At 42.5% G+C, this 23,444-nt stretch carries 22 protein-coding genes; 2 read left to right on the top strand and 20 right to left on the bottom strand.

Annotation, left to right across the window (positions count from 1 at the left end; all coding sequences use genetic code 11):
* Positions 1-9: 9 nt before the first annotated feature.
* From recG to ACXAD1_RS07595, 3 genes are all read right to left on the bottom strand, one after another.
* Positions 10-2,058 carry an ATP-dependent DNA helicase RecG gene (gene recG / locus ACXAD1_RS07605; RefSeq protein WP_474909763.1) on the bottom strand — a complete coding sequence of 683 codons (2,049 nt, stop codon included), beginning with the start codon at positions 2,056-2,058 and terminating at the stop codon, positions 10-12.
* Between the two features lie 230 nt (positions 2,059-2,288).
* Positions 2,289-3,965: a DAK2 domain-containing protein gene (locus ACXAD1_RS07600; protein ID WP_474909762.1), complete on the bottom strand. Its 1,677-nt coding sequence runs from the start codon at positions 3,963-3,965 to the stop codon at positions 2,289-2,291.
* A gap of 16 nt (positions 3,966-3,981) precedes the next feature.
* On the bottom strand, positions 3,982-4,344 hold the full coding sequence (locus ACXAD1_RS07595; protein WP_009330806.1) for an Asp23/Gls24 family envelope stress response protein: 363 nt from the start codon (positions 4,342-4,344) through the stop codon (positions 3,982-3,984).
* A gap of 447 nt (positions 4,345-4,791) precedes the next feature.
* On the opposite strand from ACXAD1_RS07595, the gene rpmB reads away from it, so the two are divergent.
* Complete coding sequence (gene rpmB, locus ACXAD1_RS07590; RefSeq protein WP_019381740.1) at positions 4,792-4,980, top strand: 50S ribosomal protein L28; 189 nt, start codon at positions 4,792-4,794, stop codon at positions 4,978-4,980.
* A 147-nt stretch (positions 4,981-5,127) separates the two neighbouring features.
* Here the strand turns inward: rpmB and spoVM are convergent, their stop codons facing one another.
* The 17 genes from spoVM to ACXAD1_RS07505 form a co-directional block, all read right to left on the bottom strand.
* Entirely contained in the window at positions 5,128-5,208 is an 81-nt protein-coding gene (gene spoVM, locus ACXAD1_RS07585; protein WP_019381739.1) for a stage V sporulation protein SpoVM, read from the bottom strand.
* 177 nt (positions 5,209-5,385) lie between these two features.
* Positions 5,386-6,033 carry a thiamine diphosphokinase gene (locus ACXAD1_RS07580; protein WP_474909761.1) on the bottom strand — a complete coding sequence of 216 codons (648 nt, stop codon included), beginning with the start codon at positions 6,031-6,033 and terminating at the stop codon, positions 5,386-5,388.
* 63 nt (positions 6,034-6,096) lie between these two features.
* A complete protein-coding gene (gene rpe, locus ACXAD1_RS07575; RefSeq protein ID WP_474909760.1) occupies positions 6,097-6,747 on the bottom strand; it encodes a ribulose-phosphate 3-epimerase in 651 nt (216 codons plus the stop codon).
* A 3-nt stretch (positions 6,748-6,750) separates the two neighbouring features.
* Positions 6,751-7,632 carry a ribosome small subunit-dependent GTPase A gene (gene rsgA, locus ACXAD1_RS07570; protein WP_474909759.1) on the bottom strand — a complete coding sequence of 294 codons (882 nt, stop codon included), beginning with the start codon at positions 7,630-7,632 and terminating at the stop codon, positions 6,751-6,753.
* 15 nt (positions 7,633-7,647) lie between these two features.
* The gene (gene pknB / locus ACXAD1_RS07565) at positions 7,648-9,642 is read right to left on the bottom strand and encodes a Stk1 family PASTA domain-containing Ser/Thr kinase (protein WP_206837645.1); all 1,995 of its coding nucleotides are present in this window, start codon (positions 9,640-9,642) and stop codon (positions 7,648-7,650) included.
* Complete coding sequence (locus tag ACXAD1_RS07560; RefSeq protein ID WP_474909758.1) at positions 9,635-10,399, bottom strand: Stp1/IreP family PP2C-type Ser/Thr phosphatase; 765 nt, start codon at positions 10,397-10,399, stop codon at positions 9,635-9,637. Before ACXAD1_RS07560 ends, pknB begins: the two co-directional genes overlap by 8 nt.
* Before the next feature lie 4 nt (positions 10,400-10,403).
* The gene (gene rlmN, locus ACXAD1_RS07555; RefSeq protein WP_206836258.1) at positions 10,404-11,489 is read right to left on the bottom strand and encodes a dual-specificity RNA methyltransferase RlmN; all 1,086 of its coding nucleotides are present in this window, start codon (positions 11,487-11,489) and stop codon (positions 10,404-10,406) included.
* On the bottom strand, positions 11,490-12,845 hold the full coding sequence (gene rsmB / locus ACXAD1_RS07550; protein WP_474909757.1) for a 16S rRNA (cytosine(967)-C(5))-methyltransferase RsmB: 1,356 nt from the start codon (positions 12,843-12,845) through the stop codon (positions 11,490-11,492).
* Complete coding sequence (fmt, locus tag ACXAD1_RS07545) at positions 12,842-13,792, bottom strand: methionyl-tRNA formyltransferase (RefSeq protein ID WP_474909756.1); 951 nt, start codon at positions 13,790-13,792, stop codon at positions 12,842-12,844. The genes rsmB and fmt overlap by 4 nt, the downstream gene beginning before the upstream one ends.
* Positions 13,789-14,274 carry a peptide deformylase gene (gene def, locus ACXAD1_RS07540; RefSeq protein ID WP_474909755.1) on the bottom strand — a complete coding sequence of 162 codons (486 nt, stop codon included), beginning with the start codon at positions 14,272-14,274 and terminating at the stop codon, positions 13,789-13,791. The genes fmt and def overlap by 4 nt, the downstream gene beginning before the upstream one ends.
* A gap of 191 nt (positions 14,275-14,465) precedes the next feature.
* Positions 14,466-16,880: a primosomal protein N' gene (gene priA, locus ACXAD1_RS07535; RefSeq protein WP_474909754.1), complete on the bottom strand. Its 2,415-nt coding sequence runs from the start codon at positions 16,878-16,880 to the stop codon at positions 14,466-14,468.
* Positions 16,877-18,085, bottom strand: coding sequence for a bifunctional phosphopantothenoylcysteine decarboxylase/phosphopantothenate--cysteine ligase CoaBC (gene coaBC, locus ACXAD1_RS07530; RefSeq protein WP_206836243.1), 1,209 nt, complete (start codon positions 18,083-18,085; stop codon positions 16,877-16,879). The genes priA and coaBC overlap by 4 nt, the downstream gene beginning before the upstream one ends.
* Before the next feature lie 197 nt (positions 18,086-18,282).
* Complete coding sequence (gene rpoZ / locus ACXAD1_RS07525; protein WP_206836240.1) at positions 18,283-18,504, bottom strand: DNA-directed RNA polymerase subunit omega; 222 nt, start codon at positions 18,502-18,504, stop codon at positions 18,283-18,285.
* A 2-nt stretch (positions 18,505-18,506) separates the two neighbouring features.
* Positions 18,507-19,121: a guanylate kinase gene (gene gmk, locus ACXAD1_RS07520; protein ID WP_206836237.1), complete on the bottom strand. Its 615-nt coding sequence runs from the start codon at positions 19,119-19,121 to the stop codon at positions 18,507-18,509.
* A 10-nt stretch (positions 19,122-19,131) separates the two neighbouring features.
* Positions 19,132-19,395 carry an extracellular matrix/biofilm regulator RemA gene (gene remA / locus ACXAD1_RS07515; RefSeq protein ID WP_009330821.1) on the bottom strand — a complete coding sequence of 88 codons (264 nt, stop codon included), beginning with the start codon at positions 19,393-19,395 and terminating at the stop codon, positions 19,132-19,134.
* Positions 19,396-19,455: 60 nt separating this feature from the next.
* Positions 19,456-20,328 (bottom strand): YicC/YloC family endoribonuclease, encoded by an 873-nt coding sequence (locus tag ACXAD1_RS07510; RefSeq protein WP_474909753.1) that lies wholly within the window; start codon positions 20,326-20,328, stop codon positions 19,456-19,458.
* A gap of 179 nt (positions 20,329-20,507) precedes the next feature.
* The gene (locus ACXAD1_RS07505; protein WP_474909752.1) at positions 20,508-23,186 is read right to left on the bottom strand and encodes a calcium-translocating P-type ATPase, SERCA-type; all 2,679 of its coding nucleotides are present in this window, start codon (positions 23,184-23,186) and stop codon (positions 20,508-20,510) included.
* A gap of 40 nt (positions 23,187-23,226) precedes the next feature.
* On the opposite strand from ACXAD1_RS07505, the gene ACXAD1_RS07500 reads away from it, so the two are divergent.
* Positions 23,227-23,436, top strand: a complete 210-nt coding sequence (locus tag ACXAD1_RS07500) for a hypothetical protein (protein ID WP_258743748.1) — start codon at positions 23,227-23,229, stop codon at positions 23,434-23,436.
* The last annotated feature ends 8 nt before the right edge of the window (positions 23,437-23,444 follow it).

The following is a 23,444-nucleotide window of genomic DNA, read 5'->3' as shown; positions in this document are numbered from 1 at the left end:
ACCTTGTGCCTAGTCCAGTTTTTCCCCTTCCAGCACTCCTGTTTCCTTTAAATAATTTCTCAATGGCCGGTACTCATCTGAATGCCAAAATTCATGTGATTCAACAAGAGAAGCTGCATCGTTTCTGGCGGTTTCGAGCGCGCGGTAATCATGGACCATATCAGCGACTTTAAATTCCGGAAGCCCGCTTTGTTTTCTTCCGAAAAAGTCTCCAGGACCTCTCAGCTCAAGGTCTTTTTCACTTAGAGCAAAACCATCATTGGTTTCTGTCATGATTTTCATGCGTTCTTTTCCAACTTCCGATTTCGGGTCAGCCAGAAGCACACAATAAGATTGTTTATCTCCTCTTCCTACCCTGCCCCTCAACTGATGAAGCTGTGCAAGTCCAAAGCGCTCCGCATCATAGATCACCATCATCGTTGCATTCGGAACATTTACACCCACCTCGACAACCGTCGTTGAAACAAGAATCTGCTTTTCATTTCGGCTGAAAGCTTTCATAACATTTTCCTTTTCATCTGGATGAAGCCTGCCGTGCATGAGGCCGACATCATAGCGGCCATGAAAATGATGCATCAATGTTGCATGGACATCTATAGCGTTTTGAACATCCAGTTTATCTGACTCCTCAATAAGGGGACAGATCACATATACCTGCTGACCTGCTGAAAGCTCCTTTTCCATAAAACCAAGAACTCTGTCCAGCATTTCAGGTTTTGCCCAATAAGTTTCAATCGCTTTTCGCCCTGCCGGCATTTCATCTATGATGGAAACATCCATTTCCCCAAAAACAGTAATGGCCAATGTTCTCGGGATTGGCGTGGCAGTCATAAACAGAACATCCGGACTCTCGCCTTTTTCCCTGAGGATGCGCCGCTGCCCGACACCAAATCTATGCTGTTCATCAGTAATAACAAGCCCCAGTTTATTAAATTCCACTTCTTCCTGGATGAGTGCATGTGTGCCTATAAGAACATCAATTTCTCCATCCTTTAAATGCTGAAGAATTTCTCTTCTGCGCTTTCCCTTGACGGAGCTTGTCAGGAGTTCACATCGTAAGCCAAATGGCTTAAGCATCGTTTTTAAAGATTCCGCATGCTGCTCTGCAAGGATTTCGGTCGGCACCATTAATGCTCCCTGGAAATCTGCTGTCCTGCTGGCAAATAGGGCGATCGCCGCAACAGCCGTTTTACCGGAACCAACATCCCCCTGTAATAGCCTGTTCATCCGATAAGGCGATTTCATATCAGACAGAATCTCATTAACCACCCTTTTCTGGGCACTGGTTAAGGCAAATGGCAGAGAGTCTATAAACTCTATAAGCCTCGAAAGATCATAAGCTTGCGCAATCCCTTTAGACTGCTCTCTTTCAATCTTTCTTAGTGCCTGCATTTTTAATTGAAAATAGAAGAATTCTTCATAAACAAAGCGCCGTCTTCCCTGTTTAAGTTCCTGATCATTGGCAGGAAAATGGAGCGATCTCATAGCATCTCGCCTATTCAAAAGCCTATATTTCAAAAGATATTTTTCAGGCAAAGTTTCTGATATCTCATTCCCATACTGTGAGAAAGCCAGTTTTATAAAACGTCTGATTCCCTTGACAGTGATACTTCCTTTCACCGCATAAACCGGCTCAAAATCCTTGTTATTGGAGGCACTTCCTATTTTTAATTCATTGGCTGTTATGATTTGGCGGTGCTGGTCCCATTTGCCTGTCACAGTAACAGTTTCGTTCAATGTAATTTTGTTCTTTATATATGGCTGATTAAACATGACCACTTGTATCAGATATCTGCCTGCAAGAACTCTCACAGTCAGCCTGGACCGTTTCCTTCCATAATAGGCGAGTGAAGGTTCACTGTGGATCTTTCCTTCCACAGTTACTCTTTCATCATGCTTAATCTCTTCCAGGTCCTTGAGCCTGTAATCCTCATATCTATATGGAAAATATTCAAGCAAATCTTTTACAGTATTTATGTTCATTTCAGCAAGTGATACTGCTGTTTCCTCTCCGATGCCTTTAACAGCTGTAACAGACTGATTATAATTTGGATTCACGTTTATTGAACGGCTGCCAAATATATTTTCTCAAGGCAGTCCGCCACCCCTCCCTGCTCAATTACTTTTAACTGCAGGCTTATGCAGCGCCTGCTTTATAACTAGCACATTATCATTTAAATAGGCAAGTAAGTAATCTTTAACCAAATAATAAATTTTTCCGAAGCTCTCTAAAATATAAACGTTTAAAATGGCAAAAGCGAAGGCTGGGCCCTCGCTTTGTTTATTAGTTATTCAATTGAGAAAATAAAAGAGTACAGCGGCTGTTTGCCATCATGGACTTCGACTTCAACATCTTCATACTTATCTTCAATATAGCTGATAAGTGCCTCCATTTCCTCTTCTGCCGCATCTTCACCTTTTAATACGGTCAGGATCTCAGAGTCTTCATCGATCATTCCATCGAGAAGATCTTTGGCAGCCTGCACTCTATCCTTGTTCTTGACAACAATTTTCCCATCTGCGATGCCCATGAAATCATCTTTTTCAATTTCAAGGCCATCGATGCTTGTATCACGGACTGCAAATGTAATTTGGCCAGTCTTCACATGCTGAAGGGCGCCTGTCATTCCTTCTTCATTTTCCGCGAGTCCGGCACTTGGGTTAAAAGCAAGCAGGGCTGCCATTCCCTGAGGAACTGTCTTGGAAGGAACAACCACTGCTTCTTCTTCAGTCACTTCTGCAGCCTGCTGTGCAGCCATGATGATATTCTTATTGTTTGGCAAAATGATTACTTTCTTGGCATTCACTTCTTTGATGGCCTTTACGATATCTTCCGTACTGGGATTCATCGTCTGGCCGCCCTCAATGACTGCATGTGCACCTATGCTTCGGAAAAGATCCGCAATACCGCTGCCCATTGATACAGTCACTATTCCGTACTCCTGCTTTTCCTTTGGCTTAGCTTCAGCTGCCAATGGTGTAGGGACATCTTCGATCAAATTAGTGTGCTGCTGGCGCATGTTTTCAATCTTCATATTGACTAAACTGCCATAGCGCTGTCCGTATGTCAGGCAACCTCCAGGCTGTTCAGAGTGGATATGTACTTTAACAAGCTGTTCATCTGCAATCACAAGAAGTGAGTCGCCATATTTGCTTAAGTCCTGGCGGAACTTGTCTTCTGAAAAAGGATTGGCAGATAGCTTTTCAGCTTCGAACTTTACCATAAACTCAGTGCAATAACCAAATTCAATATCTTCAGTGTTCATAAAACTATGAACATTTTTATGGTGTTCCGCGCTAACCAGGTCATCCATCTTTGGAAGGGCTGCTGGTGTATCAGGAAGTTTTTCGCCCTTGAGCTCGGCAAGGAATCCTTCATAAACAAAAACAAGACCCTGGCCGCCGCTGTCTACAACCCCAACCTCCTTTAAGACTGGAAGAAGATCCGGAGTACGGTTTAAAGAAGCCCGGGCTTCTTTTAAAACTTCCTCCATAATCACTACGATATCATCTTCATTTTTTGCAGCCTGCACCGCTTTTTTGGCGGAATCTTTCGCAACGGTTAAGATCGTTCCTTCAACAGGCTTCATCACTGCTTTATAAGCAGTCTCTACACCTGAATTCAAGGCATCAGCAAACTCTTTGCCATTTATGGATGATTTCTGTTCAATGTGCTTTGAGAACCCTCGGAACAGCTGGGAGAGAATTACTCCAGAGTTCCCGCGTGCCCCCATCAGCAACCCTTTAGAAAGAGCAGAGCCCACCTTACCAATATGTTCCTGAATATTAGCTTTTACTTCCTTTGCACCGGAAGTCATTGACAAATTCATATTTGTTCCTGTGTCTCCATCAGGAACAGGGAAAACATTTAACGCATCCACTAATTTTGCATTAGCAGATAAATGGTTCGCTCCTTGTATGACCATTTCGGCAAAAAGCTTCCCATCTAAATCTCTTTTTGACACAAGTCTTTCCTCCTCACTACGGGTTCGTTACACGAACTCCCTGAACGTAAATATTAACCGAGTCCGTACTTAGCCCAACTGTTTTATCAAGGGTGTATTTCACTTTAGATTGCACATTGTGGGCAACCTCGGAAATTTTCGTTCCGTAACTTACAATAATATACATGTCGATATGTACTTCATCTTCTTCCTGGCGGACAATTACACCGCGAGTAAAATTCTCTTTTCGAAGTATATCTGTAAGGCCATCTTTAATTTGATTTTTAGAGGCCATCCCTACGATGCCGTAGCAGTCAACTGCTGCTCCGCCTGCGATTGTTGCAATTACGTCATTAGAGATATCAATTTGCCCGAAATTCGTTTTTAATTCGATGGACATGGTTCGTTCCCCCTTTGGAAATTGCTTTTAATAAAAGCTTCTTCAGGCACTCCCGCTTAACGGAAGCGCTGGCGTTCCCCATTAATTGTAATATGGAGGCAAGCTTGCTGTTATAGGATTAATGCATCCTTTTTCAGCTGGGCAGCGTTACTAACTCCAAAGCTTTATGCATACCTTATGATATTTTACTATATGGGCTGTAATATTGAAAGTCATACTTCCCCATCTCTATTATAGCTCATGTTCCATGCCCCTATGTCAAGGAAATTTTCTTGAAAGCAAACTATTGCAATCAGAAGGGTTGTATGATAAATTATTAAAGTATCTTTTAATGTCGAAATCCGAAAAGGAATTCCACATTAATTCAGATGGATGAATCTGACTATTGCAAATGAAAGCATTGAAAAATAGTTTCAGCTTATGCTTTTAGTAAGGAGGGAAACATACATGCCACGCAAATGTGTTGTAACTGGTAAAAAAACAACTTCAGGTAACGCACGTTCTCACGCAATGAACGCTAACAAGCGTACTTGGGGTGCTAACCTTCAAAAGGTACGTATTCTTGTAGACGGTAAACCTAAACGTGTTTGGGTTTCTGCAAGAGCACTTAAATCAGGTAAAGTTGAGCGCGTTTAATCTGCTCAGGGACATCCTTTTAGGATGTCCTTTTTATTTTCCCTTTTTATAATCCACTATCATTCTCCCCCATTCAGTCAAAAAATAAAAGCACCCCATAGAGGTGCCCAGTTTTTTGATGCTATTTTCTTTTTCATTTATGGGCGTTTACCCTTTTTTGAAGGTCCCTAACATGGCACGCACAATGCCCCCTAAAAATTTAGGAAGTTTGATTGTATAAAATCTCATTACTCGTGTCCCTCCTCACAATCTACGCATCCATTCTGTCCTTAAATCGTCTTTACCATCTTATTCAAATAATGAAAGATGAGTACTCATGATTAAAAAAAAATGATCAGAAAGCAATTCATGCCAAGACTCATATCTAGCTTCCCAGAACCTTGCAGGGCAGCACTGGCCCGGCACTTAATCCTTGCTTCTTACAACCATTAATATGCCTTCAGTAAAAGAAAAAGTACCACAATCATCAATAAGTTCATTGCTGATACAAAGAGTAGAACCTGCAGGGACGGTCCGATATGTGAGCGGATACTTGAAATTTCTTAAAGTGAGGCCTTTAATTTCCATCGTGATAGGGACAAAAGAAATGTATTTGAAATATGGATTTTGCTTTATTCTATATTCACCTGGACCCTTAATATAAATCTTATTTTTTTGGTCAATAATTTCGACAGGAACAAAGTTTTCTGCAAGTACAGGCTTTATTAACAGCTGAATATTTGCAAATAAGTGGTCAAGCCGGCCCCCTGTGGCGCCAAACAAACGGATTTTTTCAGGATTTTGGCCCAGTGCCCAATTCAGGGCAAGCTCCATGTCGGTTTCGTCTTTCTCCGGCATGAATCTATTCAGCTCTTTTACATTTTCTTCAATAGTTAATAGTTCTTCATTTGACACAGAATCAAAATCGCCAAATGCCATTTTCGGCTGTATGCCATTTTGAATAAGAGTAAGCACTCCTCTATCTACTCCGATCCAGAAGTCACAAGCAACACTGAACGAAGACAGTTCAGGCAGCAAATCCTCAGGGCCGCCAGCTAAAATATTTATAATCATTTCACATTGCTCCTATCATATCTTAAATTATAAAAAGCCAGCTGTATTCCAGCTGGCCCTTTTTTATTTTGAACCTTTTAAAGCAGCAATCGCCCCGGCTCTGTCTTTCTGATTATAAATTGCCGACCCTGCAACAAGCACATTGGCTCCAGCTTCAATGCACAATTGTGCTGTTTCTTCATTCACTCCGCCGTCCACTTCAATTTCAATATTTAGACCTTTTGCGTCAGCCATTTTCTTAACGGCCTCAATCTTAGGAAGAACCCCATGGATGAATTTTTGTCCTCCAAAACCAGGATTAACAGACATAAGCAATACCATATCAATATCATCAATAACATGCTCTATCATATTAACTGGTGTAGCCGGGTTAAGAACCACACCTGCCTTGACGCCAAAAGATTTAATTAAATGAATTGTTCTGTGAAGGTGTTTGCAAGCTTCTGCATGTACAGTGATATAATCTGCCCCCGCATTAGCAAATGCCTCAATGTAGTTATCCGGATCTTCTATCATCAAATGAACATCCAGGGGCAGCTTTGTTACAGGACGGATTGCATCAACAATTAAAGGGCCAATTGTAATATTCGGCACAAAATGGCCGTCCATTACATCAACATGAATATAATCAGCGCCGCCGATCTCTACATCTTTAATTTCTTCTCCCAATTTAGAAAAGTCTGCCGATAAAATAGAAGGTGCGATTTTTATCATGAATTAATACCTCGGCTTTCTATCTTTTATTTCCTGCAGAAAGGTTTTGTAGTGCTCATATCTATAGGAAGGAATTTCACCGTTTTCACTGGCGGCCTTTACAGCGCATTTCGGCTCTGCCATGTGCAGACAGCCTCTAAATTTGCATAGATCGCTTTTCTCCTGAATTTCTGGAAAGCAATAATTTAGATCTTCCAATTCGATATCTGTAAATTCAAGGGAGCTGAATCCCGGTGTATCAGCAACAAGCCCTTTTCCAACCTCTATCAGCTCTACATGCCTGGTTGTATGCTTTCCTCTGCCCAAATGTGAAGAAATATCATTTGTTTTCAGCTCCAAGTCTGGTCTTAAAACATTTAACAAAGAAGATTTCCCCACACCTGACTGTCCTGCAAAAACGGATATCTCGCCTTCCAGATATGGCATTAATTCTTTAACACCTTCTTCTGTTTCCGAGGAGGTCAGCAAAACATCATAGCCGGCTTTGCGGTAATCTGATGCATATTGCTGAATTTCCTTATACTCATCCTCGTCTGTCAGGTCTATTTTAGTAATGCAGATGATTGGCTTTATATAATTGAATTCAACCAGCACCAGGAAACGATCTAATAAAGAGGTGCTGAAGCCTGGTTCAACAGCTGAAAATACAAGAATGGCCTGATCAACATTTGCAATCGGGGGACGTATCAGCTCATTTTTCCGTTCTTTTACCTCTAAGATGTATCCTTCTGTAATAGTTTCTGCCTGAAACACAACTTCATCACCGACTAGCGGGTTAACCTTATTTTTCCGGAAAACTCCGCGGCCTCGGCACTGAATGGTTTCATTTCCGCTTAAAACATAATAAAACCCGGCTAAGGCTTTAATAATTTTGCCCTCAGGCATAGCAACACTCCTTGCTTATGATTCTTCTTCCGGATAAGGGATTTCCTTTTCCTCAAAAACCTGTCCATCCCGCAGAACCTTATAAGTAGCATTCTGTCCAGGAGCAATCGTAATATCAATTGGTATTACAGTATCTTCATAAATCAGCTCCGTATGAACTGGTTCAGAGCCAGGATTATTCATATCCTTGATTATAATCTGAACTTCATTTGGCTCACCTTCGGCTGCAGGCTCATATGGAACGCTGATCTCAATATTTTCAGTTTTTGGAAGAAGTTCTTTTTTCCCTTTTGAAAGAATCACTGTCACTTTCTGTCCCCTTGTCAGGTTTGTGCCTGGTGCCGGGTCCTGTTTGATGACTAGTCCTTCAGGGACTTCCTCATGATATTCTTCTTCACCATACTCTACTTTCAATCCGGACGATTCTTCATACTCCTGCAGACCCTTTTCGTTATAACCGCGCAGATCTTTTAAGGCAATTGGCGCAGGGCCTTTGCTTACAGTGAAAATCAATTCCGTATCATCAGGAACGACAAGGTCGCCTTCTGAGAAGTTTTGGTCCAGGATGGTCCCAGGCGGCTCACTCTCATTATTTTCTTCTGTTTTTTCAATGCTTTTAAAATTTTTGCTTTCAAGCAATCGGACTACATCATCATATTGCCTTCCCTGGTAATCGGCTAATTCAAATTTTTCTTTGCCAGTGCTTTCATAGATATCAATGGAAGTTCCTTCTTTGACGGTTCTGCCTGCTTTCGGATCGGTTTTAACCACCAGACCTTCTTCCACATCAGGGTCACTTATCGGCTTTGTATCCCTAACCGTAAACCCTGCGGCAATAAGCTCTGCTACTGCATCTTCCACCTCTTTACCGGACACATCAGGAACCTGGACATCCTTTGGCTCAATAAGATCGGGGAACACAGTTATGGCCAGCACGCCTAATACAGCCATAAACAAAAAGACTGACACTAGAATAATTGGCCATTTCTTTTTTTTCTTTTTCTTCTTTTTTTCCTTCTTCTTCTTTTCAGGGAGAGGTTTTGCCACAGGCTGCGTGTCTCCCTTTGGATCCTTTGCATGCACAAGTGTTTCGTCCATGCTTTGATATGGGCGGTCATCTGTAATAACAGGGATAGCCTTTGTAGCATCATCGTCAATCGGGACCATAAACTTTTCTTCATGAAGCCTTTCGGGTTCAAGAGCTGTTCTGATATCCTCTTCCATTTCTTCAACGGAATCATACCTGTGAAAAGGATCTTTAGCTGTCGCTTTTAAAACGATATTTTCAACACTTTGCGGTATGGAGGGATTCCATCTCTTAAGGGAAGGCGTCTCTGACTGCAGATGTTTGAGAGCTATTGATACAGCGGATTCACCTGAGAACGGAAGCCTGCCTGTTAAAAGCTCAAACATAACAATGCCAAGGGAATAGATATCAGATTTTCTGTTGGCCATTCCCCCCCTGGCCTGTTCCGGAGAAAGATAATGAACAGAGCCTAACACAGAATTGGTCTGGGTTATACTGGTTGCACTTAATGCCATGGCAATTCCAAAATCAGTAATCTTAACATTACCATGCCTATCTATCAAAATATTATGCGGTTTAATATCCCGGTGTATAATATGGTTTTGATGTGCATGAGATATGGCAGAGGTCAGCTGTTTCATAATTTCCAGCGCATCATCTATACGAATCGGGCTGTTTTGCTGTATGTATTGCTTTAAGGTTTGTCCATCTACATATTCCATCACAATATAATAGATTGAATCCTCCTCGCCAACATCATAGATATTGACGATGTTCGGGTGGGCTAAGCTGGTAGCAGACTGGGCTTCACGATGAAAACGGCGGATAAATTCTTCATCTTCGGCAAAGTCCATCCGAAGCACTTTCACGGCAACATCGCGATCCAGAATCATGTCATGGGCAAGGTAGACATTTGCCATGCCTCCTCCGCCAATCATATCAAGAATCTTATAGCGGCCGCTTAATCTTCTTCCCTTAATCATCATTTATCATCCCGCTCTCATTGCTTTCATCATACTCAGCAATCACGAGCGTAATATTGTCTTCGCCGCCATTATCATTGGCCTGATCAATCAGCACTGCGGCTTTTTCCTCAAGAGTACGTCCACTTTTGAGGATTTCACTCATTTCAGCCACAGGTACCTTGTTGGACAATCCGTCGGAGCATAATAATAATAAGTCGCCTTCTTCAAAAATAATGGTCTTGATATCCATCTCAACCGCTGCTTCAGTCCCCAATGCCCGGAGGAGCACGTTTTTTCTTGGATGATGCTCAGCATCCTCCTTCGTAATCTGCCCGGACCTTACAAGCTCATTCACCAGGGAATGGTCCTCCGTCAGCTGCTGAAAACCCGATTCATTCAAGATATAACATCTGCTGTCACCGATATTGGCAATCGTGGCAAAACGATCTGTACATATTGCAGCAACAACAGTTGTTCCCATGCCTTCACATTGTTCATTTTCTTTCGAATGTTCAAAAAGAATGGTGTTGACCTCTGCAATATGCTTCAGCAGCCATCCCTCCGCCTCTTCGGCAGTCTGAAAGTCATCTGTCTCATCCCAGAATCCTTTTAAGCTTGTTAATGTCATTTCGCTTGCCACATCGCCAGCCCGGTGGCCGCCCATGCCATCTGCTACGATGGCAAGGCGCTGCCCCTTGCTGTTCACATAGATGCCGCCATTATCTTCATTATGCTGCCTGACTTTGCCTTGATCTGTCATAAAAACAGCTTTCATTCTGTCACCTCGTCTCCTCTTTTCGCTCCTTTGCACGAAGTTGTCCGCATGCTGCATCTATATCATGACCGTGCTCCCTGCGAATGGTTACATTAATGCCGTGGTTCTTCAGTGTCTTTTCAAAAGCAAAAATTTGATCCTTTGGTGTCCTTACATAATCTCGTTCAGGCACATAGTTTACTGGAATCAGGTTAACATGGCACTTTACATTTTTTATTAACTTCGCCAGCTCTTCAGCATGTTCCACCTGGTCGTTGACCCCTCCGAATAACCCATATTCGAAACTCACCCGTCTGCCTGTCTTATTTATATAATACCTGATTGAATCCATAAGGTCCGGCAGCTTATAAGCTCTATTGATTGGCATTAGGCGGCTTCTGATTTCGGTGTTTGGAGCATGTAATGAAATCGCGAAATTGATCTGCATATTTTCATCTGCAAATTTATAGATTTTTGGGATGATTCCACTTGTCGAAACAGTGATATGGCGTGCACCGATATTCAGCCCTTTATCATGGTTGATAATTTTCAGGAATGACAGCATACTGTCATAATTATCAAATGGCTCACCAATTCCCATAATAACAACCGAGCTGACCCGTTCATCTGTCTCATCTAGTGCCTGTTGTACTTTTACGACCTGAGCAACGATTTCTCCTGCTTCAAGATTGCGTTTTAATCCGCCTAAAGTTGAAGCACAGAATGTACAGCCGATTCGGCAGCCAACCTGAGTAGTTACACATACCGAATTACCATAGTCATGCCTCATCAGTACCGTTTCAATTGAATAGCCATCATGAAGTTCAAATAAAAACTTTATTGTCCCATCAGCTGACTCCTGCTGAATGATCGTTTTAAGAGTTGTCAGCGAAAAATTTGCTGATAACGTATCTCTTAACCCTTTTGACAGGTTCGTCATATCCTCAAATGATGTGACTCTTTTTGTGTATAGCCAATCAAAAATTTGCTCAGCCCTGAAAGCTTTCTCATTATTTTCTTTAAGCCAATCCTTCAGCTCAAGCAGCTGTAAAGTATAAATGGATGGTTTTTGTTCGGCTGCTGTTATTTTCTCTGCTGCTGTTTGTTCCATTTATTGCACCTTCTTTCTCAGACAGGCAATATAAAACCCGTCCGAACCAATATCCTGCGGTAATATCTGCAGTTCAAAACCCTCTATAAACGGAGCAATTGGGTTAGGCATTCGCTCACGAACAGATACGTCCCCCTCAAATTCCGCATTTTCCTTTATAAATGACTGGACAACATGCTGATTTTCTTCCTTGTCCACTGTACACGTACTATAAACTAGAATACCACCTTTTTTCAGCAAAGGTGAAACGGCATTCAACAGATTTCTTTGAATCTTATGGAGATGATATAAATCATCTTCTTTTTTTGTGTATTTCATATCCGGCTTTCTTCTCATAACTCCAAGGCCTGAACATGGGGCATCCACTAAAATGCGGTCAAAAGATTCTTTTTCATAATGCTCCTGGACTTTTCTGCTGTCAAGGGCATTTGTTTTAATATTTGATAGTCCCAGTCTATCGGCATTATCATTAATCAGCTTTACTTTATGTTCGTGAAGATCCAATGAAATGACCTGTCCGGTATTTTGCAGTTTTTCTGCTATATGAGTGGTTTTTCCTCCGGGAGCTGCGCAGGCATCCAGGATCTTTTCATTCGGGTTTCCTCCAAGGGCATAAGCAGCAAGCATGGAGCTTTCGTCCTGAATCGTAATCAGGCCATCTTTGAAGGCACGGGAATTGGCCAGGTTGCCTCTTAAACATTTAATGGCAATTGGTATAAACGGACTTGGTTCCACTTCAAATCCTTCTTCCTTTAGAAGTAACAGGCATTCTTCCCTGGAAGCCTTTACCTCATTTACCCTTGCAGTCTGCAGTGGAGCAGTCAAATTTATTTCACACATTTTCTTAGTTTCTTCAAACCCAAGCTGATCGGCCCATCTTTTTACCAGCCACTCGGGATGGCTGGTCTCAATGGAAAGACGCTCAACACTGTCTTCAATTTGTTCAAGATCAGGAAGTCCCTTCCTTTGAATATTCCTGAGCACGCCGTTGACCATGCCGGAAATCCCTTTATGCCCCCAACGTTTTGCTATTTCTACTGCCTCGAAAATAGCTGCGCGGTCGGGAATTTTATCAAGATAAACCATCTGATACAGAGTCAGTCTTAAGAGCTGGTTTACCCAGCTTTCAATTTTTTTATTGCCTGCCAGAAACGGCTGCAGGTAAAAATCGAGTGTCATCCGGCGCTGAAGGGTACCATAAGTCAACTCCGTAAGAAGCCCGATATCCTTCTGGTCTATTTCGTTCTTTTTTATGGCGTTATTCAGTAAAAGATTGCTGTAGGACTGATTTTTTTCAATGGCTTCAAGAAGTTCCAGTGCAGTTTCTCTTACATTTTTCTTTTTTAGCTTTTTCATTCGGTGTCTCCGAAACGGCCGCCGGCAGTTAGATGGGACCCTGAGCCTCTTAAAAATTGTTCTGCTGGCATCTTTTTCTTACCGGAAGGCTGCAGTTCAGTAATTTTAATGGCTGTCTCATTCCCTGCTGCCACAACGATTCCATCTTCCTCAAGCCTGATAATTGTTCCCGGTTCTATGCTTTCAGCAGATTTAACCTTCTCCGAGTTCCAGATTTTAATCACTTTGCCGTCAAAAGTGGTATAAGCAACCGGCCATGGGTTTAACCCTCTAATGTGGTTATAGATTTCTTCTCCAGTTTTGCCCCAGTCGATTTTTTCCTGTTCTCTTTTAATATTATAAGCAAAAGTGGCTTCTTCATCATTTTGCCTGATGGGAGTGAGTTCACCATTCAGGAGCATTGGCAGGGTTTCAGATAAAAGTTTTGACCCTGCAGCGCTAAGTTTATCGTGAAGAGTGCCAACTGTATCTTTTTCCGTAATCGGCACTTCCACTTGTGTTAAAATATCACCGGCATCAAGCTTCTCAGCCATATACATAATGGTGATTCCTGTTTTTTCTTTCCCTTGCAGAATGGAGTAGTGAATGGGTGCACCGCCTCGCAATTCAGGAAGCAATGATGCATGTACATTAATGCAGCCGAACTTGGGTGCATCCAAAAGCTCCTTCGGCAAAATTTGCCCAAACGCAGCTGTAACAACCAGATCAGGCTTAAGAGCAAGAACTTTCTCCAGCTCTTCTGGCTTGCGGATTTTTTCGGGCTGGTACACAGGGATTCCCAGTTTTACTGCTTCAACTTTTACAGGCGGGGGAGTATGGACCTTTTTCCTTCCAACGGGCCTGTCAGGCTGAGTAACCACTCCGATTACTTCATATCCGTCCTTTATTATTTGCTTCAGTACAGGCACTGAAAAATCGGGTGTGCCCATAAATACGATTTTTGTCATTCAGCTTCCAATCCTTCCAACTCTTCTTCGTTCAAGTATCTTGTAACTTTTGAGGTAAATAGCACCCCATTTAAATGATCAATTTCATGGAGGATCGCTCTTGCCAGGAAATCCTCAGCCTCGAGTGTGAAATATTTCCCTTTGCGATCCTGCGCCTTGATTTTGACATATTCAGGCCTTGTTACTTCACCATATAACCCAGGAAAACTCAAACACCCTTCAGGGCCTGTCTGTTTCCCATTTATTTCAAGGATTTGCGGATTAATCATTTCAATTGTTCCGAAATCATCATCAATATCAACAATGGCAATTTGCCTGCTAATTCCGATTTGTGGAGCAGCAAGCCCGACACCATCGAATTCGATCATCGTATCATACATATCATTTAACAATTTGCCCAGCTTCTTATCAAACACCTTAACGGGTTCGCATTCTGCCTCCAGAATCTCAGCCGGATAAGTTACAATTTTTTTTACCGCCAAAACATTTCCTCCATTTTTATCTATTTTCAACCAATTCGGATTTATTCATAACCACAAAAGCGGAAGTTCTTGAGCCGCTCCTTCTAAAAATCTGACGCCCAGTCGTGCGATATGAAGCTGTCGAAGCGTTCCTTGCGAGGACAGCACTTCTCAAAATTCAAAAATTAAAACCTTATTAAGGCTTTAAGAAACTACATTAAAATATATGGATTCAGGTCAATGGAGACGTAAAGGCCCCCAGTGGCCATATCCTGCTGATAATTATCCAGAATTTTCTTCAGCGCTTGGCCAAGTTCCGGCTCCCGCTTGTATTTTATCAGACATTGATACCGATATCTATTATTGATCCGCGGTATCGGCGATGCAACTGGACCAAGGACTATGCTCTCTGCAGATAATTTTGACTGAATGTACTGCGTGATCTTCTCAGTTACCGAAACAGCCTTCATTAATTCCTCGTGGCTGACGGTGACAAGGGATATATAGTAGAAAGGGGGATATCTATGAATTTTGCGGACCATCATTTCTCTTTCATAAAATTTATCGTAATCCTGCTCCCCCGCCAGTTCAATACTATAATGTTCAGGAGTGTAGGTCTGAATAATTACCTCACCCTCCAATTCATGCCTTCCAGCACGCCCGCTTACCTGAGTCAAGAGCTGAAAGGTTTTTTCAGAAGAGCGGAAATCAGGCAGGTGCAGCATCGTGTCTGCCGAGAGTACGCCTACTAATGTAATATTGGGGAAATCAAGGCCTTTAGCAATCATCTGAGTCCCAAGAAGAATATCTGCATGCCCTTCCTGGAATTGATCCAGGAGCTTTTCATGTGCACCTTTCCTGCTGGTTGTATCGACATCCATACGGATTACCTTCGCTTCCGGCAGAATTTTTGCCAATTCCTCTTCCACTTTCTGGGTGCCGGTTCCGAAATAGCGGATATGCTCACTTTCACATTCCGGGCAAGCATTCGGAACGGGTGCCTCATAGCCGCAATAATGGCATTTCATTTGCTGGTTATACTGATGATAAGTCAAAGATATATCACAATGAGGACAATTAATAACATACCCGCAGTCCCTGCACATAACAAATGAGGAATGCCCTCTTTTATTTAGAAATAATACAATCTGCTCTTTTTTTTCAAGTCGGTCTTTAATTTTTTCGAGAAGCTTTCTTGAGAACATCGAGCGGTTTCCTTCACGCAGCTCTTCCCGCATATCAATGATATCAACGGAAGGAAGAGCCTGATTGTTCATTCTATTTTCGAGAGTGAGGAGATGGTAAACTCCTTTATGTGCTCGCGCAAAAGATTCCAAGGAGGGAGTTGCACTGCCAAGCACCACAGGACATTTATGATTTCCCGCTCTCTTGATGGCGACATCCCTTGCATGGTATCTTGGGTTTTCTTCCTGCTTATAGCTGGTTTCGTGCTCCTCATCAATGATAATGATTCCGAGGTTTTCAAAAGGGGCAAAGATAGCCGATCGCGCTCCGACAACAACCTTGACTTCCTTCCGCTGAATCTTTCTCCATTCATCATACTTTTCCCCCGCTGAAAGGCCGCTGTGCATGACGGCAACCTGATTGCCAAACCTTCCCTTAAAGCGTTTGACCATCTGCGGAGTTAAGGAAATCTCAGGAACAAGGACAATGGCTTCTTTGCCATCCTCCAGCACTCGCTGAATGGATTGCAGATACACCTCAGTTTTTCCGCTTCCTGTTACCCCATAAAGCAAAAAAGTTTCATGCCTGTTATCTTCAATAGAATTAAGGATGGGGATTATGGCCTTTCTCTGTCCATCGGTCAAAGAAAGCAGTTCAGTTCTTTCGAATTCGCGGTCTCCAAATGGGTTTCGGTAAATTTCCACGTCCCTTTGGCCAAGCAGCCCTTTTTGCATGAGCCCTTTTATGGTGGAAGAGGTTATTCCAAGCAAGGAAAATAACTCTTTCTGATCGACCGGTCCCTCCGCATGAAGAAAATACTCAAGTACTTCTTTCTGTTTGGTTGCGTTGCCTGGAAGCTGCTTAAGGTAATCAGCAAGCTTATTAGGGGCAGCAGCCACGAATACCTGCCTTACTTTCTTCTTTTTCACCCGCTCTTTTACTTGGTATATAATCTCGATATTTCCATGGGATGCTTCCTTTTGAAGAAGCGGCAAAACTCCGCTCTTTACTGCATCATCCCATGTAATTTCTTCAGTTTTCTGGAAGAGAGTACATAATTTTTCAGGAAGCAGTTTACAATCTGCATTCCTTGCCATTACAAGCTTCTTTTCATATTTTGCCTTCAATCCTGCAGGCAGCATAGCCTGAAAGGCAGAAATTTTGTAGCATAATGTTTTTTCAGTCAGCCATTCACCAAGTGTCAAAAGCTCCTGGTTAAGAACTGGATTTAAGTCCATTGGCTCTGAAATGGATTTTAACTGCTGAAAATCCGACTCTGCTTTTAATGCTGTTACAAACCCCTGGATCTTTCTTGGTCCAAATGGAACGACAACCCTCATGCCGGGGAGAATGATACCTTTCAGATGAGAGGGTATTTTGTAGTCAAATGCCCGGTCAGTCTGTTTGGCAGGTACATCGACAATTACACTAGCAATATTCATTCATGCTCATCCTTTAGCAAGGTCGCAGCTTCTTCAAGAATTTTTACAGCTACATCCTTTTTTGACATAAGGGGGAGCTTTTCTAAAGACCCATCTTTTTTGAAAAATGTCACTATGTTAGTATCCGTTCCAAAGCCTGCGCCTTCAGCAGTTACATTATTGGCAACGATCATATCGGCATTTTTCCTTTTTAGCTTGCCCTGTGCATACTCATCAACCTGTTCGGTTTCAGCCGCAAACCCTATAAGGATTTGCTTCTTCTTTTTTTGTCCCAGTTCGAATAATATATCTTTTGTTCTTTCAAGCTCCAGTACTTCATCCCCAGGCTGTTTTTTCATTTTTTGGTCAGAAGGCACCTTTGGACGATAATCGGAGACTGCAGCGGTCTTAATGACAACATCTGCAAGATCAAATTCGCTTATTGCTGCTTGATACATTTCCTCGGCAGATTCTACCCTTATCAGTTTTAAGCCGGCAGGAGCATTAATTGTAACCGGACCGGATATCAATACAACTTCAGCTCCTGCAGATACAGCTGCTTCCGCAATTGCATAACCCATTTTGCCCGAAGAATGGTTGGTAATATAACGGACAGGATCAATTTTTTCCCTAGTTGGACCGGCAGTTATGACCAATTTCCGTCCAGTTAGATCCAATCTGGAAGACTTAAAAAATTCACCAATTGTTTCTGTAATTTTCTCTGGTTCTTCCAGTCTTCCTTTTCCAACATAGCCGCATGCAAGATACCCTTCTGAAGGCTCTATAAATCTGCAGCCAAAACGATATAAGGTTTCAATATTTTTCTGGACAGCCGGATGGCTGTACATATGTACATTCATTGCAGGCGCAATCCAGATCGGTGATGATGCCGCCAAAAGGGTTGTTGTAATCATATTGTCTGCAATCCCATTGGCCAGCTTTCCGATTACATTTGCTGTAGCCGGAGCAACGAGGATCAAGTCGGCCCAATCAGCCAGGTCTATATGAGCAATAACCTTCGAATCTTTTTCATCGAAAGTGTCGGTGTAAACATCATGTCTTGAAAGAGCCTGAAAAGTTAATGGTGCAACAAATTTTGCGGCCGATTCACTTAGGATAACTTTCACATGCGCTCCGGCCTGCGTAAGCTTGCTCGTTAAGGCTGCAGCTTTATAAACAGCAATTCCGCCGGTTACGCATAATAATATTTTCTTGCCACTCAACATTATATGACCCCACCAATCTCAAAAATAATTCATCTCTATGAAAAGCGGCCTGGCTATATATTTCTATAAGAAGCACTGGCCTTTAATGGCTATTAGCTTTCATGATAGTTTTATTATGCAAGAAGAGCAGTGAATTTTCATCTAATAAAACCTCAAACAAAAATAACAACCTTTTAAAAGGTTGTTATTCAGCGATTTTACTCGTATGATTCATTTGCCGTCTTTTCACCCAGTCGGTAATGAAGCTGGTCTGCATGGATTTCCTCAAGTGCTTTCCCCACATTTTTATGTGATTTATAGCTCTCAAGCTGCGGTTTGGCATGGAGCTGAAGCTTGCGGGCACGCTTGGCAGCAACAGAAACAAGTGAATATTTGGAATCAATCTTCGTCATTAGAGAATCAATAGAAGGATAAAGCATATTTATTCTACCTCCAGCATCTTTTTGTATTTAGGTTCTACACGTTCCCTGCGGCAGTGTTCTGCAACTACAATGGATTTTATTCTTTCACAGGCAAGATCGATTTGATCATTCTCTACAACATAATCATATAAGTTCATCATTTCAATCTCTTCTTTCGCTGCACTCATGCGATTGTTGATTATATCTTCTGTCTCCGTCCCTCTGGTTACAATACGGTTCTTAAGCTCAGATAAACTAGGCGGAACCAGGAAGATGAACAAGCCGTCCGGGAATTTCTCGCGTACCTGACGTGCACCCTGAACTTCGATTTCAAGAAAAACGTCTTTGCCCCGGTCCAATGTTTCTCTTACATAATCAACCGGCGTTCCGTAGTAGTTCCCGACAAACTCTGCATATTCAAGCAGCTTATCCTGCCTGATCAGCTCTTCAAACTCCTCACGCGTTTTGAAAAAATAATCAACTCCATTGACTTCTCCCGCTCTCGGAGATCTCGTTGTCATTGATATAGAATATTCAAACGCAGTATCAGGCTGAGCAAATATCTCTTTTCTTACTGTTCCCTTTCCTACACCTGAGGGTCCGGATAGAACAATCAATAATCCTTTTTCATTCATTTATAAAATCCTACCCTTCCTCAACAATTTCATCACGGTCATTTAATCGGTGCGCAACAGTTTCCGGCTGGACCGCAGACAAAATAACATGGTCACTGTCCATGACGATAACAGCCCGGGTGCGCCTGCCATACGTAGCATCTATTAAAGAGCCCCGGTCACGTGCGTCCTGAATGATCCGTTTAATCGGGGCAGATTCTGGACTGACAATTGATATTATCCGGTTGGCAGAAACAATATTGCCAAATCCGATATTGATCAGTTTAATTGACATTTGGGTCCTCCAATCATCAGTTATTTATTTTGACCCTCAGAGCCGCAATCTAAACAACTGCTATTCAATATTTTGAACTTGTTCCTTCATTTTTTCCAATAAACTCTTTATTTCAACCACTTCGGCAGCAATCTCTGCACTATTTGCCTTAGAGCCGATCGTATTGGCCTCTCTATTCATTTCCTGCAGAATAAAGTCAAGCTTTCTGCCAGCAGGATCTGTAAGCTGAAGTGTGTTCTCAAACTGGCTTATATGGCTTTGCAGCCTTGTCAGCTCCTCATTGATATCCGCTTTATCAGCGAACATCGCTACCTCTGTTAAGATTCTCGGTTCATCCACCTGGCCATCAAGAAATTCTCTCATACGCTTTTCCAATCTCTCCCGGTAAAACTGCACGACCAGTGGTGCATACTCTCTCAGCTTGAGGACTCTGCTGCTTAAAAGACTAAGATGGCTACGGAGATCTTTTTCCAGTTCATCCCCCTCAAGCCTCCTCATATCCGTTAACTGCAGGCACGCCTCTTCAGTTGCAGAAAGGACCAGCTGGCTCAATTCCTCATTGCCGGAATCCTTTTCCTCTATGCCAATCAATTCTTCGCGTATAACATCCCTTATGGATAGATCCGTTTGGATTTGGTACTTTGTTTGAATTGCAGTTATGTATTGATAATATTCATCTAATAGTTCCCAGTCAACATTAACTTTCCTGCTGGACAGGCCATCGCCGTCAATGGTGATATAAACCTCAATTCTGCCTCTTTTGATATGCCTGTTAAGCATTTTCTTTATTTTGTCTTCAATATGCATCAGCTGTCTGGGCATTCTTATCTGAAACTCGGAAAAACGATGGTTTACAGTCTTAATCTCAACCGTAATGGATCTTTGCCCGGAATCTTTCTTGCTTCTTCCATAACCAGTCATGCTTACTGCCATTTCTCACACTTCCTTTTGGGAAAAGCACAGCTTGTAAAAAGCACTATTACTTTCAGTTAGCGGCATGATGCCTGTGCAGTCTATGTATAAAAATCAAGTAATGACAAAGATATTTATGTTTGCGCAAAAAAGAAAGGTAATAGAGTTCTTCTCTACTACCTAAAGGATTATAACATATTTCATTTTGTTTTTCTTGCCAAAAATGTGCCTGCCAGTAAAAATGTTGGAATGGCTGAGAGTCCTGTGATCATAAACCAGTCGCGCAATTCAATAGGGACGGTGTGGAAAATTGGCTGAAGCGGCGGATAGTATATGACCATCAGCACTAAAGCAAGGGACGAAATGACGGCCCAGACTAAATATTTATTGCCGAAAGGATTTCTTGAGAACACTGATTTTTCACTGCGGCAATCAAATACATGAATCAGCTGTGCCATTACCAATGTAGCAAATGCTACTGTCTGTGCATAAGCAAGATGATCAGGATTTGCCCTATAGGCAAAAATGAATGCCAGTAATGTCACAAGTCCAATTAGAAATCCTCTGGACACCACTTTCCAGCCAAGCCCTCTTGAAAAAACACCTTCCTTAGGGCTCCTTGGCTTTCGCTTCATCACATTTTCCTCTGGCTGGTCAAGGCCAAGAGCCATTGCCGGAAGTCCATCCGTTACTAAGTTCACCCAGAGAATCTGGATTGGCACTAAGGGCAGCGGAAGGGCAAGTAGCATGGCAAACAGCATAACCAGAATTTCACCAACATTTGATGCAAGCAGATATCTGATAAACTTTCGAATATTCTCGTAAATATTTCTTCCTTCTTTTATTGCCGCTTTTATGGTAGCAAAATTATCATCGAGCAGTACCAGTGCGGATGCCTCTTTCGCAACATCGGTCCCTGTAATGCCCATTGATATTCCGATGTCTGCCGCTTTAATGGCAGGGGCATCATTGACTCCATCACCTGTCATGGCAACAATATGACCTCTATTCTGGAGTGCCTTTACAATTTTTAATTTATGCTCAGGTGATACTCTGGCAAATACTGCGACATCTTCAACCACATCTTCAAGATCTTCAACCGGCATCTCAGCCAGATCCTTGCCCTGAAGGACTTTAGAGCCTTGTGTTAAAATGCCTAACTGCTTAGCAATAGCCTGTGCTGTAATCACATGATCCCCTGTGATCATAATGGTTTTAATTCCTGCTTCCTTGCATTCCTTGACTGCTTCCCTAACCTCTGGCCTTGGCGGATCAATCATCCCCTGCAGCCCGATAAATGTTAATCCCTTCTCAGCCTCTTTTTCATCAAGAATGACATTTTTTGAAGGGATTTCCTTATAGCCAATTGCTATCGTTCTTAAGGCTTGAGAAGCTAGATCTTCTATAGCACCCTGAATTTCACCTGAGAGCTCCCCCGAAAGAATCTGCCGCCTGCCCTCCCAAAGAACCGATTCACTTTTCCCGACTAATACATCGGGTGCTCCTTTGGTTACAATAAATTGCCTTCCATTATGATCCTTTACCACAACACTCATCATTTTTCGGGCAGAGTCAAACGGAAACTCATTGATAATCTGGAATTGGCTTAAAAGACTGCTCCGATTATAGCCCGCCTTCATGGCCGCTACCAGCAGAGCCCCTTCGGTCGGATCTCCATCAATCACAAACTCATTATTTTTCTGCTGTATTTCAGCATGGTTGCATAACATGCCAAACATCAGCATTTGCTGGAGTGCTTTATCACTCTTCGGTTCAATTTGATTCTCATTTCTATAAAAAAGGCCCTGGGGCTCATAGCCGATACCATCAACTCTCCACTCTTTCCCGCCGCTCCAGAGATGCGTGACAGTCATTTTGTTTTGAGTCATTGTGCCGGTTTTGTCTGAGCATATCACAGATGCACAGCCCAGTGTTTCAACCGCTGGCAGCTTTCGGACGATTGCTTTTTTTCTTATCATTCTTTGTACCCCAAGCGACAGAGCTACTGTTACGATGGCCGGGAGTCCTTCTGGAATGGCTGCTACTGCCAAAGAAACGCCAGCAAGGAACATTGTATATAATTCCTGCCCCTGCACAACACCAGCCACAACGACAAGAACAGTCAGTAAAATAGCTGCCGTTATGAGGATTTTGCCCAGCTGTTCCAATCTTCGCTGAAGCGGAGTGGTCATGGTTTCCGCATTCTGCAGAAGATCAGCAATCTGTCCCATGGCAGTATTCATCCCTGTTCCGACAACTACACCCAGCCCATTGCCGCGTGTTACCATAGTTCCCATGAAAGCCATGTTCTCCATATCCCCAATAGCCAGATTTGCAGTTTTCAAGGAACCGGTTCTCTTTTGGACAGGCAGAGATTCTCCCGTCAAAGCGGATTCCTCAATTTCCAGACTATTGGACTCTACGATTCTCATATCCGCTCCAATCCTATCCCCTGCTGCAACTTTCAATAGGTCCCCTGCCACCACTTCTTTGGAGGGGATCTTTTTCCATTGTCCATCACGTAAAGCAATAACTTGAGGAGCTGATAATTCCTTAAGTGCGTGTAAAGACTTTTCCGCTTTTCTCTCCTGAAAGAAGCCCAAGAAGCCATTTATGACTACAATTGCAATAATGGCAATTGCATCAATATATTCACCAAGCAGCCCCGATATTAAGGTTGCTGCTAATAGGACAAGAACCATGAAATCTTTAAATTGACTAAAAAATAAGAGTAAAGCCGACTGCTTTTCTCCCTCTTTCAACTCGTTATACCCATATTGTTTATGCCGTTTTTTTACATCATCCTCTGTTAAGCCCGCCTTAATATCTGTATTTAAGGCTTGCTCAACCTCCCTTTCATTCATTTCATGGAACTTCATCCGGACATCACACTTCCTCCTTTGTAGTTTGAGAAAAGCCATGAGCTGCATGGAGAAGGGATACAATAGTAAAGAAATTCATCAGCACTCACAGCCAGACTTTAAGAGAATCCGCCAGATGGCAGACCGTCCTGCTTCTTCTGGTAAATCAAGTGAAGCAGAGTTGTCCAATCTCACTCTAAAGAAAGCATATTCAGCCCTGTCCAAAAAAATGCTATTATTATTAGAAAAGCGGAAGGCGCCCGCTTAATGAAGGCA

The sequence above is a fragment of the Cytobacillus sp. ABV4_503 genome, from assembly GCF_056158445.1.
This window is presented reverse-complemented; position numbering and strand designations above follow the sequence as displayed.

What these genes read in the sequence shown, in the direction of transcription:
- ACXAD1_RS07595 (WP_009330806.1), bottom strand. Translation starts at nt 4,344, where the DNA reads ATGTCCATCGAATTAAAAACGAATTTCGGGCAAATTGATATCTCTAAT.
- rpmB (WP_019381740.1), top strand. Translation starts at nt 4,792, where the DNA reads ATGCCACGCAAATGTGTTGTAACTGGTAAAAAAACAACTTCAGGTAAC.
- spoVM (WP_019381739.1), bottom strand. Translation starts at nt 5,208, where the DNA reads ATGAGATTTTATACAATCAAACTTCCTAAATTTTTAGGGGGCATTGTG.
- ACXAD1_RS07580 (WP_474909761.1), bottom strand. Translation starts at nt 6,033, where the DNA reads ATGATTATAAATATTTTAGCTGGCGGCCCTGAGGATTTGCTGCCTGAA.
- rpe (WP_474909760.1), bottom strand. Translation starts at nt 6,747, where the DNA reads ATGATAAAAATCGCACCTTCTATTTTATCGGCAGACTTTTCTAAATTG.
- rsgA (WP_474909759.1), bottom strand. Translation starts at nt 7,632, where the DNA reads ATGCCTGAGGGCAAAATTATTAAAGCCTTAGCCGGGTTTTATTATGTT.
- pknB (WP_206837645.1), bottom strand. Translation starts at nt 9,642, where the DNA reads ATGATTAAGGGAAGAAGATTAAGCGGCCGCTATAAGATTCTTGATATG.
- ACXAD1_RS07560 (WP_474909758.1), bottom strand. Translation starts at nt 10,399, where the DNA reads ATGAAAGCTGTTTTTATGACAGATCAAGGCAAAGTCAGGCAGCATAAT.
- rlmN (WP_206836258.1), bottom strand. Translation starts at nt 11,489, where the DNA reads ATGGAACAAACAGCAGCAGAGAAAATAACAGCAGCCGAACAAAAACCA.
- rsmB (WP_474909757.1), bottom strand. Translation starts at nt 12,845, where the DNA reads ATGAAAAAGCTAAAAAAGAAAAATGTAAGAGAAACTGCACTGGAACTT.
- fmt (WP_474909756.1), bottom strand. Translation starts at nt 13,792, where the DNA reads ATGACAAAAATCGTATTTATGGGCACACCCGATTTTTCAGTGCCTGTA.
- priA (WP_474909754.1), bottom strand. Translation starts at nt 16,880, where the DNA reads ATGAATATTGCTAGTGTAATTGTCGATGTACCTGCCAAACAGACTGAC.
- coaBC (WP_206836243.1), bottom strand. Translation starts at nt 18,085, where the DNA reads ATGTTGAGTGGCAAGAAAATATTATTATGCGTAACCGGCGGAATTGCT.
- rpoZ (WP_206836240.1), bottom strand. Translation starts at nt 18,504, where the DNA reads ATGCTTTATCCTTCTATTGATTCTCTAATGACGAAGATTGATTCCAAA.
- gmk (WP_206836237.1), bottom strand. Translation starts at nt 19,121, where the DNA reads ATGAATGAAAAAGGATTATTGATTGTTCTATCCGGACCCTCAGGTGTA.
- remA (WP_009330821.1), bottom strand. Translation starts at nt 19,395, where the DNA reads ATGTCAATTAAACTGATCAATATCGGATTTGGCAATATTGTTTCTGCC.
- ACXAD1_RS07510 (WP_474909753.1), bottom strand. Translation starts at nt 20,328, where the DNA reads ATGGCAGTAAGCATGACTGGTTATGGAAGAAGCAAGAAAGATTCCGGG.
- ACXAD1_RS07505 (WP_474909752.1), bottom strand. Translation starts at nt 23,186, where the DNA reads ATGAAGTTCCATGAAATGAATGAAAGGGAGGTTGAGCAAGCCTTAAAT.
- ACXAD1_RS07500 (WP_258743748.1), top strand. Translation starts at nt 23,227, where the DNA reads ATGAGCTGCATGGAGAAGGGATACAATAGTAAAGAAATTCATCAGCAC.